Source organism: Frigoribacterium sp. MCBA15_019 (assembly GCF_001864945.1).
Classification (GTDB): Bacteria; Actinomycetota; Actinomycetes; order Actinomycetales; family Microbacteriaceae; genus Frigoribacterium.
This window is the reverse complement of the sequence record NZ_MJGS01000001.1, coordinates 757152-772984: the sequence shown is the minus strand read 5'-3', so window position 1 is coordinate 772984 and position 15833 is coordinate 757152. Positions and strand designations below refer to the sequence as shown.

13 protein-coding genes are annotated in these 15833 nt (G+C 71.5%); 8 read left to right on the top strand and 5 right to left on the bottom strand.

Annotation, left to right across the window (positions count from 1 at the left end; all coding sequences use genetic code 11):
• Positions 1-6: 6 nt before the first annotated feature.
• Positions 7-2007, bottom strand: coding sequence for an alpha-1,4-glucan--maltose-1-phosphate maltosyltransferase (locus BIV04_RS03660; RefSeq protein ID WP_083396098.1), 2001 nt, complete (start codon positions 2005-2007; stop codon positions 7-9).
• Positions 2008-2419: 412 nt separating this feature from the next.
• Between BIV04_RS03660 and BIV04_RS03655 the strand changes: the two genes are divergently transcribed.
• From BIV04_RS03655 to BIV04_RS03635, 5 genes are all read left to right on the top strand, one after another.
• A complete protein-coding gene (locus BIV04_RS03655; protein ID WP_071254180.1) occupies positions 2420-2998 on the top strand; it encodes an alternate-type signal peptide domain-containing protein in 579 nt (192 codons plus the stop codon).
• Between the two features lie 155 nt (positions 2999-3153).
• On the top strand, positions 3154-3753 hold the full coding sequence (locus BIV04_RS03650; protein WP_071254178.1) for a TasA family protein: 600 nt from the start codon (positions 3154-3156) through the stop codon (positions 3751-3753).
• Positions 3750-4691 (top strand): hypothetical protein, encoded by a 942-nt coding sequence (locus BIV04_RS03645; protein WP_143048527.1) that lies wholly within the window; start codon positions 3750-3752, stop codon positions 4689-4691. The genes BIV04_RS03650 and BIV04_RS03645 overlap by 4 nt, the downstream gene beginning before the upstream one ends.
• Positions 4688-5605: a hypothetical protein gene (locus BIV04_RS03640; protein WP_143048526.1), complete on the top strand. Its 918-nt coding sequence runs from the start codon at positions 4688-4690 to the stop codon at positions 5603-5605. The genes BIV04_RS03645 and BIV04_RS03640 overlap by 4 nt, the downstream gene beginning before the upstream one ends.
• Positions 5602-6210, top strand: coding sequence for a signal peptidase I (locus tag BIV04_RS03635; protein WP_071254172.1), 609 nt, complete (start codon positions 5602-5604; stop codon positions 6208-6210). Before BIV04_RS03640 ends, BIV04_RS03635 begins: the two co-directional genes overlap by 4 nt.
• A gap of 32 nt (positions 6211-6242) precedes the next feature.
• Here BIV04_RS03635 and BIV04_RS03630 read toward each other — a convergent pair whose 3' ends face one another.
• Positions 6243-7916 (bottom strand): ABC transporter family substrate-binding protein, encoded by a 1674-nt coding sequence (locus tag BIV04_RS03630; RefSeq protein ID WP_071254170.1) that lies wholly within the window; start codon positions 7914-7916, stop codon positions 6243-6245.
• Positions 7917-8135: 219 nt separating this feature from the next.
• Here BIV04_RS03630 and BIV04_RS03625 point away from each other — a divergent pair, with 219 nt between their 5' ends.
• Genes BIV04_RS03625 through BIV04_RS03615 form a run of 3 tightly spaced genes read left to right on the top strand, consistent with a single transcriptional unit; the run spans position 8136 to position 12406 of the window.
• Entirely contained in the window at positions 8136-9122 is a 987-nt protein-coding gene (locus tag BIV04_RS03625; protein ID WP_071254755.1) for an ABC transporter permease, read from the top strand.
• A gap of 9 nt (positions 9123-9131) precedes the next feature.
• Positions 9132-10292 (top strand): ABC transporter permease, encoded by a 1161-nt coding sequence (locus BIV04_RS03620; protein ID WP_143048525.1) that lies wholly within the window; start codon positions 9132-9134, stop codon positions 10290-10292.
• Positions 10289-12406 carry an ABC transporter ATP-binding protein gene (locus tag BIV04_RS03615; RefSeq protein ID WP_071254168.1) on the top strand — a complete coding sequence of 706 codons (2118 nt, stop codon included), beginning with the start codon at positions 10289-10291 and terminating at the stop codon, positions 12404-12406. Before BIV04_RS03620 ends, BIV04_RS03615 begins: the two co-directional genes overlap by 4 nt.
• An 86-nt stretch (positions 12407-12492) precedes the next feature.
• Here BIV04_RS03615 and BIV04_RS03610 read toward each other — a convergent pair whose 3' ends face one another.
• From BIV04_RS03610 to glgX, 3 genes are all read right to left on the bottom strand, one after another.
• Positions 12493-13134 carry a DUF1294 domain-containing protein gene (locus BIV04_RS03610; RefSeq protein ID WP_071254166.1) on the bottom strand — a complete coding sequence of 214 codons (642 nt, stop codon included), beginning with the start codon at positions 13132-13134 and terminating at the stop codon, positions 12493-12495.
• A 137-nt stretch (positions 13135-13271) separates the two neighbouring features.
• A complete protein-coding gene (gene ybaK / locus BIV04_RS03605) occupies positions 13272-13775 on the bottom strand; it encodes a Cys-tRNA(Pro) deacylase (RefSeq protein WP_071254164.1) in 504 nt (167 codons plus the stop codon).
• Positions 13772-15817, bottom strand: a complete 2046-nt coding sequence (glgX, locus tag BIV04_RS03600) for a glycogen debranching protein GlgX (RefSeq protein ID WP_071254162.1) — start codon at positions 15815-15817, stop codon at positions 13772-13774. Before glgX ends, ybaK begins: the two co-directional genes overlap by 4 nt.
• Between the last annotated feature and the right edge of the window lie 16 nt (positions 15818-15833).

The following is a 15833-nucleotide window of genomic DNA, read 5'->3' as shown; positions in this document are numbered from 1 at the left end:
TCGCTCCTACGGGGCTCGGTTGAGGTCGACGGAGAGAACGTGCACCGGTTCGACGAAGGCGTCCAGTCGGACGTAGTTGTCGTCGCCCCAGGTCCACGACTGACCGGTGATGAGGTCGCGCACGGTGTAGGTGCCACCGGGCTGCAACCCGAACTTCGTGACGTCGAGGTGGACGGTCGTCTCGCGCGCCGAGTGCGGGTCGACGTTCGCGACGACGATGATGCCGTCGGCACGTCCGCTGCGGGTGTGCGCACGGGACAGGTACTTCGAGAAGACGAGGATCGACTCGTCGTCGCTCGAGTGGATCTCGAGGTTGCGCAGCTGACGCAGGGCCGGGTGGGAGGCGCGGATGCGGTTGAGCTGCGTCAGGTACGGCGCCAGCGATGCCCCGGCCTCTTCGGCGGCGGCCCAGTCGCGGGGCTTGTACTCGTACTTCTCGTTGTCGATGTTCTCTTCGCTGCCCGGTCGCGCCACGTCCTCGAAGAGCTCGTAGCCCGAGTAGACGCCCCAGGTCGGCGAGGCCGTCGCGGCGATCGCGGCACGGATCTTGTAGGCCGCAGGCCCGCCGAACTGCAGGTAGGGCGTGAGGATGTCGTGCGTGTTGACGAAGAGGTTCGGGCGCAGCCAGGCGCTCGTCTCCTTCGACAGCTCGTCGAGGTACTCCTCGAGCTCCCATTTCTCGTTGCGCCAGGTGAAGTACGTGTACGACTGGTGGAACCCCACCTGCGCCAGCGCCTGCATCATGGCCGGCTTCGTGAACGCCTCCGAGAGGAAGACCACCTCGGGGTTCGTCTGCCGGATCTCGTGCAGCAGCCACTCCCAGAAGCGCACCGGTTTCGTGTGCGGGTTGTCGACGCGGAAGATCGTCACGCCGAGCTCGATCCAGTGCCGCACGATGCGCAGCACCTCGCGGCTGACGCCCTCGTAGTCGTTGTCGAAGTTCAGGGGGTAGATGTCCTGGTACTTCTTGGGCGGGTTCTCGGCGTAGGCGATCGTGCCGTCGGGCAGGGTCGTGAACCACTCGGGGTGCTCGGTGACCCAGGGGTGGTCGGGCGAGCACTGCAGCGCCAGGTCGAGGGCGAGCTCGAGGCCGGCGTTCTTCGCGGCGTCGACGAACCAGCGGAAGTCCGCGACGGTGCCGAGGTCGGGGTGCACCGCGTCGTGCCCGCCGTCAGCCGAGCCGATGGCGTAGGGCGAGCCCGGGTCGGCCGGACCGGCGGTCAGCGAGTTGTTCGGGCCCTTGCGGAACGTCGTGCCGATCGGGTGCACGGGCGGGATGTACACGACGTCGAAGCCCATGCGCGCGATGGAGGGCAGGCGGCGTGCCGCGGTGCGGAACGTGCCGCTCTTCCACGTGCCGTCGGCCTGCTTGCGGGCGCCCTCGCTGCGGGGGAAGAACTCGTACCAGCTGCCGAGGCCGGCGCGGCTCCGCTCGACGCGGAGTGCTTCGGGCGCACTGCGCGTGACGAGGCTCGCGAGCGGCTTCACCAGGAGGACCGCGGCGAGGCGCGGGTCGGTGGCGACGCGGAGGCGCGAGGCAGGGGAGAGGGCGGGGTTCGCGAGCGCCTTGGCCGCATCGCGGATGAGGGTCGTGTCGGGGTACTCGTCGACGGCGTCCGCCAGCAGACGACTGCCGAGGGCGAAGGTGACCTCGACGTCGAGCCCGGCCGGCACCTTGATCTCGGCCGCGTGCAGCCACGTGGCCCAGTCGTCGGTGTAGGCCTCGACCTGCCAGGCCCAGTCGCCCTCGGCCTCGAGCTGCACCTGGGCCGTCCACCGGTCGGTGCCGGGGATGCCGGCGACCATGCGGTGCCGGGTCTCGGCGCCCTCGGGGTCGATCGTGACGAGGTCGGCCCCGATCAGGTCGTGGCCCTCGCGGAAGACGGTCGCCCCGAAGGTGACCACCTCGCCGGAGAAGGCCTTCGTCGGGAACACTCGGTCGGGTGTCGTCGGGGTGAGGCCCGTGATGGGGATCCGCCCGACTCTGGGTTCGTATGCTGTCGCCACGTTGTCGACCGTACCCGGTCTGGCCCGCCCGGTCCCGACCCGGACGCGACCCGGGCCCGGGTCGGGGCGTCGGGGGCGGATCGGGGTGCAGATCGCTCCTTTCGGGGTACAAACCGGTGTCCACCCTGTCACCGACAGACGTCACGGTCCGTTTTGTCCCCCCAACTGGGTGCATGCATCGGCATGGATGGCCTGTCGGCACTTTGGGGGACCGCGTAATGTCGGATCTGTCGTCGCGGCCTGCCCGCCCGAAGAACCCGAACTCCTCGAGAGCCCGGCGCCCGACGACACCGATCGGCCGCCCGACCCGGAGCCGACAGCCCCTGCAGCGCCGTGTGCCACCCCGACGTCGACCCGACCGACGGTGCACGGCGGTGCTCGAGCGCGCCTCGGCGCGCGGAACAGGACCCACATGAACAAGCTCGTCAAGGGTGCCGTCGCCGGCGCCGCCGGCATCGCCCTCCTCCTCGGTGGCGCCGGGACCTTCGCCCTCTGGAACGCCAGCACCGAGGTCAACGCCGCCAGCGTCGCCTCGGGCACCCTCTCGCTCGCCCAGTCGTCGGCGGGCAGCTGGACCGACGTCACGAACGGCCGGAGCACGGCCCTGACGACCGCCCAGGTCGCCGCCTACAAGATCGTCCCCGGCAGCAAGCTGCAGTTCACGCAGCCGATCACCATCGCCGCCTCGGGCAACGACCTGCGGGCCGACCTCACCTACGACGCGGCCTCGGTCACCGGCAGCCTGAAGCCCTACGTGACGAACACGCTGACCCTCTCGACGGCCGCCGGCGCCACGACCCTGCCGTCCGGCGTCACCGCGGGCAGCACGGCCGGCAGCTACGTCGTCGCCCCCGTGGCCGCCGGCAGCACCTCGGCCGTCGTGACCTTCGTCGTCGAGCTGCCCTCGACGGTGACCGACGCCGCCAGCCAGGGCGGCACGCTCGACCTGAGCAAGCTGACCTTCACGCTCAAGCAGCGCGCCATCGCGTAGCGGGTGCCGGTGGCCCGACGGCCGCCGCACCCGGCCTCACCGACCGGTGACCGGACCGTACCCGACGCGGTCCGGTCACCACCTCCCGTCCGAACCTCCCGACCAGGGGATCACGGGCCACCGCATCGCACGACCGACCACCAGGGGGTGAGACGTTGACCGGACAGCCCGGCGGACGCGCACGTCACCGCTCGCCCGAGCGCGCCTCCTCGTCCCGTCGTCCGCTGCGCTCGCTGTGGGCGGGGACGGCCGTCGTGGCCGGGGCGGTCGCCGTCGCGCTCGTGGCGACCGGGGGCACGTACGCGCTGTGGAACTCCGCGGTCGCGCCCACGGCCGTCACCGTCACATCGGGCACGGCGGGCCTCTCGGTCGGCAGCGTCAAGGCCCTCGACACGTCCGCCCTCGGCCCCGGCGGCGCCACCGCGGGCACCTTCAGCGCGACGAACACGGGGTCGGTCGCCCTGGCCATGCGGGTGACGGCCGGGACCACCACGGCGTCGGCGTCCGCCCTGCCCGGTGAGCTGACCGTGAAGCTCGCGGCCGTCACGAAGTCCGCGGACTGCGTCGCGGGCGTCGGCGGGTACTCGGCACGACCCGCGGCGTTCGACACCGGCAGCGGCTACTTCACGCTGCCGGCGGGCGCCACCGTCACCGGCTGCATCGTCGTGACGCTCGACTCGGACGTCCCGGCGACCCTGCAGAACCAGACCTCGTCGATCGGGCTCGTCCTGACCGGGACGCAGGTGGCCGCGTGACCGGGCGCCGTCTCGTGAGCGGACGGCGGCACGTGATCGGCCCACGTCCCCGGTCCCGCGTGCGATCGGCCCTGGCCGCCGTCGTCGTCGGCGTGGTCGTCGGCGTCGCGCTGGCCTCCGGAGGCGCGGCCTCGGCGCTCTGGACGGCGTCCGCCACCCTCACTGAACAGGTCAAGACCGGCGCCGTCGGGCTCACGGCCGGAACCGTCGACGGTCTGCAGGCCGACTACTCCGGATCGACCCGGTCGCTCACGGCGCCGTGGACCTTCACGAACTCGGGCACGGTCGCGGCGACGTACTCGACGCGCGGCAGCCTGAGCTCGGGCAGCTCCGCCGACCTCGCCGCGTCGATCGCCGTCGTCGGCTGGCCGGTGTCCGCGGCGTCCGCCTGCACCTCGACGTCCACCGTCGGCTCGGGGAGCGTCAGCGGCACCTGGTCGGCCGTGCCGAACCTGTCCGGCACCCTCGCCGCCAAGGCCAGTGCGACCTGGTGCCTCCGCACCTCGATCGCGACCTCGTCGCCCACCGGACGCGTCAACCCGGTCCTCACCGTGGCGCTGGCCGCCGGATCGTGGACCGCGACCCCGCAGGACCGCCGGATCGTCCAGAACAACACGATCGTCCCCCCGCAGACCGCGGTCTGCCGCACCGACGGCGAGGCCTACGCATGGCTCGACTTCGACCCGTCGACCCGCGCGACCCCGACCCGCTACGCGACCTACGTCGGCAGCACCCGGGTCTCGAACAACGAGCAGACCGGCGACTACCCGCACTTCGCCTTCACCCGCGACAACCTGCCGAAGGACCCCTTCGGCGACGGCCTGATCGGCGTCGACATCCGCGTGATGGTCGACGGCCAGCCGACCGACCTCATGGCCGTCGGCACGCTGAAGGTGGTCTACGACCAGTACGGGACGAGGAACATCCAGTGCGGGTGACCGGCGGCCGGGTGGTCGCGGCCGTCGTCGCCGTCACGGCGCTCGGCGTCGCCACCGGCCTCCTGGCGGCCCCGACTCCCGCCACGGCCGCCACCGAGCCCCGCCTGATGGTCAGCGGCGACGGCGAGCACTGGCAGGGTCGCCTCGACTCGGCGCTGTTCGGCGACGACCTGCGGCTCGTCCCCGGGGCGAGCACGACCGGCACCTTCTGGGTGAAGAACCTCTCAAGCGAGCCGGCCGCGCTCAGCGCCCGCCTCGTCGACGTCACGACCTCGTCGCCCGCGTTCGCCGAGGCGGTCACGGTCAGCTCGCACTCCGACCTCGACGTCGGCGACCTGCCGCCCGTCACCCTGGCCGGCGACGGCTGCACCCCCGTGCTCGCGCCCGTCCGGCTCGCCGCGGGGCAGGAGGTGCCGGTCACCGTCTCGGTCGCCCTCGACGGTTCCGCCGCCGACGGCACCGGTGACCAGACCCTCGACTTCGGCGTGCTCGTCACGCTCACCGGCCTGGCCGGGGCGGCTGTGCCGGCAGGGTGCGCGTCGGCCGGGACCACCGGCGCGGCGGACGCGGGCGCGGACACGGACACCGACACGAGCGCAGGAGGCGCGGGGGGCGACCGCGTCTCGAGCGCGACGATCGAGGCGGTGACGACCCGCGCTTCCTCGGCTGGTGAGGCCGGCGGGGCGGCGTCCTCCGTCGGCGACGACGCGTCGGACGGGACCACCGACGCGTCGGGCACGGACACCGAGCTGCCCGTCCACGCCCTCGACGTGCTCGACGACTTCGTGCCCGTGCCGTTGCGCGGCAGCTGGCTGCCGCTGCTCATCGCGGCGATCGCCGTGCTGGCGGGCGCGTTCGTGGCGGTCGGTCGCCGGCGCCCGGACGACGACGACACAGCGGGGGAGCAGCCGTGAGCGGCCGCCGCGCCGCCGTGCGGGAGAAAGGCCTGCTGCACGCGCTCGGCCTCGGCCTCAGTGCGGGGCTGTTCGTCCTCGTGCTCGGGCTCGCGACCGTGCTGATCGTCGTGCCGAAGGTCGCGGGGGCCACCCCGCTGACGGTGCTGACCAGTTCGATGGAGCCGCGGCTGCCCCCGGGCACCCTGATCGTGGTGAAGCCGACCCCGGCCGACGAGATCCGGATCGGCGACGTCGTGACCTACCAGATCGAGAGCGGCCGGCCCGAGGTGATCAGCCACCGGGTGATCGAGATCGTGTCGTCGTCGGACGGTGGCACCGCGTTCGTGACCAAGGGCGACAACAACTCCGAGCCGGACGAGGCCGCCGTGCTGCCCGAGCAGGTGCGCGGCACGCTGTGGTACTCGGTGCCGTGGCTCGGGTTCGTCAACCAGGTCGTGAACGGCGACGCCCGGTCGTGGATCGTGCCGCTGCTGGCGATCGCCCTGCTCGGCTACGCGGGTTACTCCCTGGCCACCGGCCTGGTGGAGGCGCAGCGTCGGCGGGCGCGGACGCGGGCGCGGGCGCGGGCGCGGACGCGGAAGGCCCGCCCGTCCCCACGCTGAGCGAGGGGCCGGACGGGCCTCGGGCGGTGCTCCTACTTCGTGAAGCCGACGACCGTCCAGTCCACGTCGCTCGCTCCGGCGCGGGCGCCGAAGTTCGCGAGCTTCGGGCTCTGGAACGAGATGTACGGCGCCTGGATGATCGGCATCGAGTGCCCGATCTCCCAGATCTTCTCGTCGGCCTGGTTGTACAGGTCGGCGGCCTTCTCGGGGTCGCCCTCGGCCACGGCCTGGCTGAGCAGGTCGTCGATCTCGGGGCTCGAGACACGACCGTAGTTCTGACCCTGCTCGTCCGAGTTGTAGATGCTGACGCCGGACGCCTGGTAGCCGGTGCCCGCCCAGACGAAGATCGTCATGTCGTAGTTGCCCGGCGTCACGTTGTCCTCGAAGAACGAGTCGACGCTGACGGCGTTGATCGTCAGCTTGATGCCGACCGCGGCGAGCTGGCTCTGCATGACCTCGGACAGCTGCTGCGAGATGGGCGTGCCGGACGGGATCGTCACGGCGATCTCGAGCTGCTTCCCGTCCTTCTCGAGCACGTCGCCGTTCAGCTCCCACCCGTCGTCGGCCAGGATCTTCTTCGCCTCGTCGACGTCGTAGTTGCCGGTCTCCTTCGCGTTGTCCTGGTACGCGCCGTCCGTGCTGAGGAAGAGGTGGTTGTTCAGCGTGGTCAGCTCGTAGGGCAGGGTGCCCGTGATGACCTTGCCGAGCGCCTCGCGGTCGACCGCGTGCTGGATCGCCTGACGGATCTTCTCGTCGGCGAGGACGCCCTTGGTGCTGAAGTCGACGTGCGTGTACCGAGCCGACGGTGCCGCCCGGATGTCGGTGTCCTTCGCGTCCTTCAGGCGGTCGTAGCGCTCCGACGAGTTGCCCGTGACGAAGTCGATCTCGCCGTTCAGGTAGGCGTCGACGTCGGCGTCGCTGTCGAGTGCGCGGAAGACCACGGAGTCCAGCTTCGGGGCGTCGCCCCACCAGGTCTCGTTGGGCACGATCGTCACGGTCTGGGCCGTCGTGTCGATCTTGTCGACCTTGTACGGACCGCCCGAGACCGGGAGGGTGTCGACGTAGGCCGTGTTGAAGGCGTTCGGGTCGTTGTAGAGGCTCGCCGGGTACAGCGGGGCGAACATGCTCTTCCAGTCCGAGAAGGGCTCGGCGTAGGTCACGACGACCTGCTTGTCGCTCGAGCCCGCCTCGACGGAGGCCATGCGGTCGGGGCCGAGCGTGCTGCCGACCAGGTACTCGGGGTTCGAGCCGTCGAGTGCTGTCTTCCAGGCCTGGAAGTCGGCGACCGTGATCGGCGTGCCGTCGCTCCACACCGCGTCGGGGTTGATGTCGTAGGTCACGACGAGCGGGTCCTCGCTCGTGGCCTCGGCGCTCGTGACGAGGTTCTCGTCGATCTGCGCGACGCCCTTCTCGTCGATGCGGAACGGTTGGGGAAGCACGGCGCTCTCGATCAGCGAGGCGTCGGCCAGGGCGCCGTCGAGCTGCCCGTAGTTCCACTGCGAGGGCAGCTGGCTGAGGGGCAGCGTCAGTGTGCCGCCCTGCTCGACGTCGGCCGCCGCGGTGGCGTTGATGTCGCCGTCGGGGGACAACTCGCCGTTCTTGGCGGCCCCGTCGCCGTCGTTGCCGCCGCCGCCGCTGCACGCCGTGACGACGAGAGCGATGCTGACGAGGCCGGCCGCGAGGCCGAGCTTCTTCGTGATCTTCATGGCACTCCGAACTGAAGGGTGGTGAAAAGTGCTGATCAAACCCCAAGTTGCGTCGCTGTCGACCCGTGAGGGCGCCGACGGCTGCGCCTCCTGAGGGCTGATCGCGTGAGCCCAAATGTACGGACGCCTTGAATCCACGCAAACTTTCATGTGAATTTGTTACACGCTCGAAACCTGGCCCGCCTGTCCCGGCTCGGGGTACGTCTAGTGTCGATCTCCATGGCCCGATTCCTCGCCCGCCGGCTGGTGTACTACGTCGCCCTGGTCTTCATCGCGACGTCGCTCACCTACTTCCTCGCCTCGGCGACCCTCAACCCACGCTCCGTCTACGCCGACCGCAACCCGCGTCCGTCCTCCGAGATCGTCGACGCGAAGCTGAGCTCGATCGGGGTCAACGACAAGGACCCCCTCGGCGAGCGGTACGTCCACTGGCTCGGCGGCGCGGTCACCGGCGATCTCGGCCAGACTATCCAGGACAAGCCGGTCGCGGCGGAATTCGGGCCGAGGCTGGGAGTCAGCCTGCGCCTCCTGCTGGTGGGGTCGATCCTCGGCATCGTGCTCGCGGTCGTGGTCGGCACCTGGAACGCCATCCGGCAGTACAAGTTCTCGGACCGCGTCTCGTCGGTGTTGTCGTTCATCCTGATCAGCACGCCGGTGTTCCTGACCGCGGTGCTGCTCAAGATCGGGGCGACGAAGCTCAACGACGTCCTCGGGTACCAGCTGATCACCTTCACCGGCGAGGCGACCCCCAACCTGACCGGCGGGCTCGGCACGATCGCCTGGGACCGCATCGCCCACCTGCTCCTGCCTACCATCTCCATCGGCGTCGGCTTGATCGCCGTCTACAGCCGGTACCAGCGGGCGACGATGCTCGACGTGCTGCAGGCCGACTACATCCGCACCGCCCGCGCCAAAGGGCTCCGTCGTCGCCCCGCGATCTTCAAGCACGGGCTGCGCACGGCGTTGATCCCGATGACGACGCTGTTCGCTTTCGCGTTCCTCGGCGTGCTGACCGGGGCGACCTTCACCGAGAAGATCTTCGCGTGGAACGGCCTCGGCGCCTGGTTCATCGACGCCGTGCAGGCCAACGACATCAACGTGGTCGTCACGTACACCCTCTACAGCGCCGTCGTCGTGCTGCTCGCCGGCTTCGTGTCGGACGTGCTCAACGCGGTGCTCGACCCGCGCGTCCGAGCGCAGAAGTAGGGCCGCCCCATGACCCGGTTCACACCCGACCTGCTCGAGGGGCCGTCCGACGCGGTCGCGCCCGAGTCGCGAGAAGAGGTCGCGGCGACGTCGCCGAACCGCTTCGCGCTGACCTTCCGACGACTGTTCGCCAACCGCGGGGCCACCGTCGGCCTCGTGACGATCGTCCTGCTCTTCGCCTTCGCCTTCGTCGGCCCGCTCGTCTCGCCGTACGCCTACAACTACATCGACTACACGGCCCTGTCGTCGCCACCGAGCGGCGCGCACTGGTTCGGCACGAACAACATCGGGCAGGACGTCTTCGCCCAGACCGCCCGGGGCCTGCAGAAGTCGCTGCTGATCGGTCTGCTGGTCGCCCTGTTCTCGACGGTGATCGCCGGCATGCTCGGCGCGATGGCGGGCTACTTCGGCGGCTGGATCGACCGGGCCGTCATGGTCTTCGTCGACCTGCTGCTCGTGCTGCCGTCGTTCTTGATCATCGCGATCCTCTCGCCGCGCCTCAAGCAGTACGGCTGGTTGATCCTCGTGGCCCTGCTCGCCCTCTTCGGCTGGATGATCACCGCCCGTGTGGTGCGCTCGCTCACCCTCAGCATCAAAGAGAGGGAGTTCATCCGCGCCGCCCGCTACATGGGCATCGGCCACTTCACGATCATCGTGCGGCACATCCTGCCGAACGTGGCGTCGTTCCTCGTGATCGACGCCACCATCGCGATCGGCGCGGCGGTGCTCACCGAGTCGGGGCTGTCGTACTTCGGCTTCGGCGTCCAACCGCCCGACGTGTCGCTCGGCACGCTGATCGCCCAGAACCAGAGCGCGGCGACCACCAAGCCGTGGTTGTTCTTCTTCGCGGCCGGCGCGTTGATCGTGTTCGCCCTCGCGAGCAACTTGCTCGGTGACGGGCTGCGCGACGCACTCGACCCGACCTCGACGGCCGGGCGCACGGGTCGCCGGCGTCGTACCCGCGGCCGGACGGCCGAGAGCGCAGGAGGCGCGGCGCCGCTCGGTCGCACCGGCGGCGTATCCGAGGCCGCGAGCCCCGCCCCCGGGGCCGACGTCGGCTCGCCGGCACCGACCCGCACGTCCCCGGCGTCCGACCGACAGCCGACGTCCGACACCCGGCCGATGTCCTCCCCGACCCGCACGAACGACGAGAAGGGGGAGCGCGCATGACGCTCACCGAACCGGTCGACCGCACCCGCGCCTCCTCGGCTCCGGTGCTCGAGGTCCACGACCTCACCGTGACCTTCCCGACCCCGGACGGCGACGTGCGCGCCGTGCGCGGCGTCGACCTGACGCTGCGCCGTGGCGAGGTGCTCGGCATCGTCGGCGAGTCGGGCTCGGGCAAGTCGGTCACGAGCCTCGCCGTGCTCGGTCTGCTGCCCGCGACGGCCAAGGTGACGGGCTCGATCACCCTCGACGGCGAGGAGCTGCTCGGCCGCGGCGACAAGGCGATGTCGGCGATCCGCGGCAAACGGATCGCCATGGTCTTCCAGGACCCGCTGTCGGCGTTCACGCCGGTCTACACGGTGGGTCAGCAGATCGCCGAGACCGTGCTGATCCACCGCGGCGGCACGAAGAGGCAGGCGCGCGAACGGGCGATCGAGCTGCTGGGGCTCGTGGGCATCCCCGAGCCCGAGCGTCGGGTCGACTCGTTCCCGCACGAGTTCTCGGGCGGCATGCGGCAGCGCGCGATGATCGCCATGGCGATCGCCAACGATCCCGACGTGATCCTCGCCGACGAGCCGACCACGGCCCTCGACGTGACGATCCAGGCGCAGGTCATCTCGGTGCTGCGCACGGCGCAGCGCGAGACCGGGGCCGCCCTGCTGTTCGTCAGCCACGACCTGGGCGTCATCGCCGGCTTCGCCGACCGGATCGCCGTGATGTACGCCGGCCGCGTCGTCGAGACGGCGACGGCCGACGACCTGTTCGCCCACCCGCGCATGCCCTATACGGTCGGACTGATCGGGGCGCTGCCGCGGCTCGACCAGCGGTCGGACCAGCCGCTGGTGCCGATCCCCGGGACGCCGCCGTCGCTGCTGTCGCTGGCCCCGGGCTGCCCGTTCGCGGCGCGCTGCCCCCTCGTGACGGTCGAGTGCCGCGTCGACGAGCCCGCGCTCGAGCAGGCCCCGGCGGTCGAGGTCGGCCACCGGGCCGCCTGCCTGCACGCGGACCAGCTCGTGGGCGAGGGCACCGACCCCGAGGACGTGTACGACCTGCCGCCCGCTCCCACCTCGGAGCTGGCGGCCGTGCCGCGGGCGTCGCGGGACCGGGTGCTGCACGTCGACGGACTGGTCAAGACGTTCCCGCTGACGAAGGGGTCGGTCTTCAAGCGCCGTGTGGGCAGTGTGTGGGCCGTCGACGGGGTCGATCTCGACGTGCGCGAGGGCGAGACGCTCGGGCTCGTCGGCGAGTCCGGCTCGGGCAAGAGCACGACGCTGCACGAGATCATGGACCTCCGTGTGCCGGAGGCCGGCACCATCGAGCTGCTCGGCACGGCCCTCGACCGCAAGCTCGACGGGTCCACGGTGAAGCGGCTGCGCGGTGCCGTGTCGATGGTGTTCCAGGACCCGATGGCGAGCCTCGACCCCCGCCAGCCGGTCAGCGACATCATCGCCGAGCCGTTGCTCGCGATCGGTCGACCCCGCGACGAGGTGTCGCGTCGGGTGCCCGAGCTGATGCGCCTCGTCGGGCTCGAGCCCGCCGCCGCGACGCGCTACCCGCACGAGTTCTCGGGCGGGCAACGGCAGCGCATCTCGATCGCGCGGGCGCTGGCCGCCGACCCGAAGCTGATCGTGCTCGACGAGCCGGTGTCGGCGCTCGACGTCTCGATCCAGGCCGGCGTGCTCAACCTGCTGGCCGAGCTCAAGGCGAAGCTCGACCTGTCGTACCTCTTCGTGTCGCACGACCTCTCGGTGATCCGGCACGTGGCCGACCGGGTCACGGTGATGTACCTCGGCCGGACCGTCGAGACGGGCCCGGTCGACGAGGTGTTCGAGCACCCGCTGCACCCGTACACGCAGGCGCTGCTGTCGGCCGTGCCGGTGCCCGACCCGGTCAAGGAGCGGGCACGCGAACACATCGTGCTGCCGGGCGACCCGCCGACGCCGACCGTCAAGCAGACCGGCTGCCGGTTCCGCAGCCGCTGCCCGCTCTACGCGATGCTGCCCGAGGCGCAGCGGTCGCGCTGCGAGGACGAGGTGCCCACGATGCTGCCGCATGGCCGCGACGGCGCCGACCACACGGCCGCGTGCCACTTCGCCCGCGCCAAACAGCTCGTCTGAGACCCGCGCCGTGAGACCCCAGGAACTCGCCGAGACCCCAGCACGCGCACGAGGGTTTCGGCGAGTTCCTGGGGTCTCGCGGCGGGTCAGCGCGGCAGCGCGAGCGAGAGGGTGATCACGAGCACGTCCACGGCGACCGTGGCCCAGAAGGCGAGCTGGAACGAGCGTTTGCTCGTCTTGTGGCGCAGCAGCTGTTGCGCGACCAGGGCCCCGGGCCAGCCGCCGAGGAGGCCGAGCAGCAATAGCGTCCGCTCGGGCACGCGGCGCCGTCCTCGCCGGGCCGCGGATTTGTCGAGTGCGTAGAAACAGGCCGTCAGCACGTTGACGCCGACGAGCCCGCCGATCAGCCAGGGGGTGAGGCCGCCGAGCGGGGGCGACGTCGAGTCTCGGGTGAGGGCCCAGACGGCTGCGGCGACGCCGAGGACGACGACCAGCCCGACGAGAAGGGCGACCCTACCGGCCCGCGTGGGTCGGGGTGCCCGGGCCCGTGGTGCGGACCAGCGCGTGCCGACGGACGACACCCGCACGGCCGCCGGACCCCGGTCGCCGTGGCGGTCGACCTCGTACGAGAACGCGTCGCCCACCCGGGGTCGGGCCGTGCCGCGGCCGAACGCCGTGATGTGGACGAACGCGCGGCCCCGCCCCGAGAGCGGGGTGAGGAACCCGAAGCCGCGGTCGTCGTCCCACGAGGTGAGCGTGCCCTCGATCCGGGCCGGGCTGCCGGTCATGCGCCCGACCCTAGCCCGCGCCGCCCGTGCCGCACTCGGCCATCCCGCCACGAGGTCGACATCCCGCCACGTTTTCGCGTGGCGGATCGTTTACTTCGTGGCGGCGTGGCGGCAGATCCGAGGAGGCGCGGCGCGGGTCAGTCTCGACGGATCGCCGCGTAGGCGCCGCCGGTGGCGCGCACGAGGTCGTCGGGGGCGATCTCGATGTCGAACCCGCGCCTCCCGCCGCTGACGAAGACCGAGGCGAAGGAGGCGGCGCTCGCGTCGACCACGGTCGTCGCGGCGGTCTTCTGGCCGAGGGGGCTGATGCCGCCGACGACGTAGCCCGTGCGGCGTTCGACCTGGGCGGGGTCGGCCAGCGAGGCCTTCTTCGCCCCGACGGCGGCGGCGAGCGCCTTGAGGTCGAGACGACCCGAGACGGGGACGACGCCCACCACGAGGGTGCCGTCGGCGTCGACCACGAGGGTCTTGAAGACGCGCTCCTCCGACAGGCCGAGCTCGGCGGCGGCCTCCTCGCCGAAGTTCGTCGCCGTGTCGTGGTGCTCGTAGGTGTGGGGCGTGAACGAGATGCCGGCCGTGGTGAGCGCGACGGTGGCCGGCGTGGCGGGGCCGCGCGCGCCTCCTGCGTGCTTCGTGCTCACGGGGCGGCCTCGACCGTCGTGGCGAGGAACACCACCACGGTCGGCCCCGAGACGAGCAGGTCGTCACCGGGGGACGACGCCTGCGGCAGGCTGCGGTCGTCGCTCGACCACAACGCCTCGTAGGCCGTCACCCCGTCGTGCCGGGGGAGGGTCACCGGGACGGCGGTCTCGGCCCCGTGCACCACGACGAGCACCGTGTTGGGCGCCTCGTGCTCGGGTGTCGAGGTGGCGAGGTACTGCAGGGTGCGGACGCTGGGGTCGTTCCACTCGTCGGGGCGCATCTCGTCGCCCGAGGCCGAGTGCCACGACATCTCGTCGGCACCGATCGTGCGGGCGCCGTCGAGGCCGAACCGCGACGGGCGCAGGGCGGGGTTCTCGGCCCGCAGCCGGGTCAGCGTGGCGACGTCGTCGTGCAGGGCCCGGTGCCAGGGTTCGTCGGACCAGTCGACCCAGGCGAGTTCGCTGTCGGTGCAGTACGCGTTGTTGTTGCCGTGCTGGGTGCGACCGCGTTCGTCGCCGGCGGTCAGCATCGGGATGCCGGCCGAGACGAAGAGCGTGGCGAGCAGGTTGCGCATCGACCGGCGGCGGGCGTCCGAGATCCAGGGATTGACGCTGTCGCCCTCGACCCCGTGGTTGAACGACCGGTTGTCGTCCGTGCCGTCGCGGTTGCCCTCGCCGTTGCTGAGGTTGTGCTTGCCGTCGTACGAGACGAGGTCGAGCAGGGTGAAGCCGTCGTGTGCCGTGACGAAGTTCACGCCCGACAGCGGACCGCGCTCGTGGGCGTAGATGTTGCTCGAGCCGCTGAGCTTGGAGGCCAGGCTGCCGAGACCGGACGGGGGAGCGCCCTGTGAGCGGGCGGCGGCGATGTCGGTCAGCCAGAAGTCGCGCGCCCGGTTGCGGAACCGGTCGTTCCACTCGATCCAGCCCTCGGGGAAGGCGCCGGTCTGCCAGCCGCCCAGACCGACGTCCCACGGCTCGGCGATCATCTTGACGCCCTCGAGCGCCGGATCGTCGACGATCGCGCTCAGCAGCGGGTGCTCGGGGTCGAAGACGTGGTCCGCACCGCGACCGAGGGTGGCGGCGAGGTCGAAGCGGAACCCGTCGATCTGCACCTCGTCCGCCCAGTACCGCAGGGAGTCGAGCACGAGCCGCGAGGCGGCCGGCGTGCTCGTGTCGAGCGAGTTGCCGCATCCCGTGACGTCGACCGGCCGACCCTCGGCGTCGTGCCGGTAGTACGCCGAACCGTCGAGACCGCGCAGGCTCGTGACCGGGCCGCCGACCTCGCCCTCTTCGGCCGTGTGGTTGTAGACCACGTCGAGGTAGACCTCGATGCCGGCCTCGTGCAGCAGGCGCACCATGCCCTTGAACTCGCGCAGGACCGCCGAGGCGCCGGCCAGCTGCGCGTCGCGGCTGGCGTAGGCGGCGTGCGGGGCGAAGTACCCGAGGGTGTTGTAGCCCCAGTAGTTCTCGATGCCCTGCGCGACGAGGCGCTGCTCGTCGACGTGCTGGTGCACCGGCAGCAGCTGCACCGCCGTGACGCCGAGGCCCGTCAGGTAGGCGATGGTCGACTCGGCGGCGAGGCCGGCGTAGCTGCCGCGCAGCTCTTCGGGCACGAAGGGGGCCAGCCGGGTCAGGCCGCGGACGTGCGCCTCGTAGACGACCACCTGGTCGAGCGGCGTGCGGGGCTTGGCCACCCCGCCCCAGTCGAAGGACTCGTCGACGACGGTCGACTGCCACGTGCCGCGTCCGGTGCGACCGAGGCCGCGCGCGTACGGGTCGAGCAGCTCGAGCGACGGGTCGAAGGCGTTGCCGCCCCCGGCCGGGCCGTCGGCGCGCAACCAATAGCGACGGCCCGGGGTGAGGGCGCCGTCGGTGGCGCTCCACACGTCGTGCTCGTCGCGGACCATCGGCACGACGCGGTCGTGCGGGGCGTCGTCGATCACGAGGTCGACGTGGGACGCCGACGCCGACCAGACGCGCAGCGTCGGCCCGTCGGGGCCGGGACGGATGCCGAGATCGCGCAGGGGGTCGAGGTCGGTCACGCGTTTACAGTAGAGG

Coding starts and splice junctions, on each gene's coding strand:
- BIV04_RS03655 (WP_071254180.1), top strand. CDS start 2,420: ATGAACAAGCTCGTCAAGGGTGCCGTCGCCGGCGCCGCCGGCATCGCC.
- BIV04_RS03630 (WP_071254170.1), bottom strand. CDS start 7,916: ATGAAGATCACGAAGAAGCTCGGCCTCGCGGCCGGCCTCGTCAGCATC.
- BIV04_RS03625 (WP_071254755.1), top strand. CDS start 8,136: ATGGCCCGATTCCTCGCCCGCCGGCTGGTGTACTACGTCGCCCTGGTC.
- BIV04_RS03620 (WP_143048525.1), top strand. CDS start 9,132: ATGACCCGGTTCACACCCGACCTGCTCGAGGGGCCGTCCGACGCGGTC.
- BIV04_RS03615 (WP_071254168.1), top strand. CDS start 10,289: ATGACGCTCACCGAACCGGTCGACCGCACCCGCGCCTCCTCGGCTCCG.
- BIV04_RS03610 (WP_071254166.1), bottom strand. CDS start 13,134: ATGACCGGCAGCCCGGCCCGGATCGAGGGCACGCTCACCTCGTGGGAC.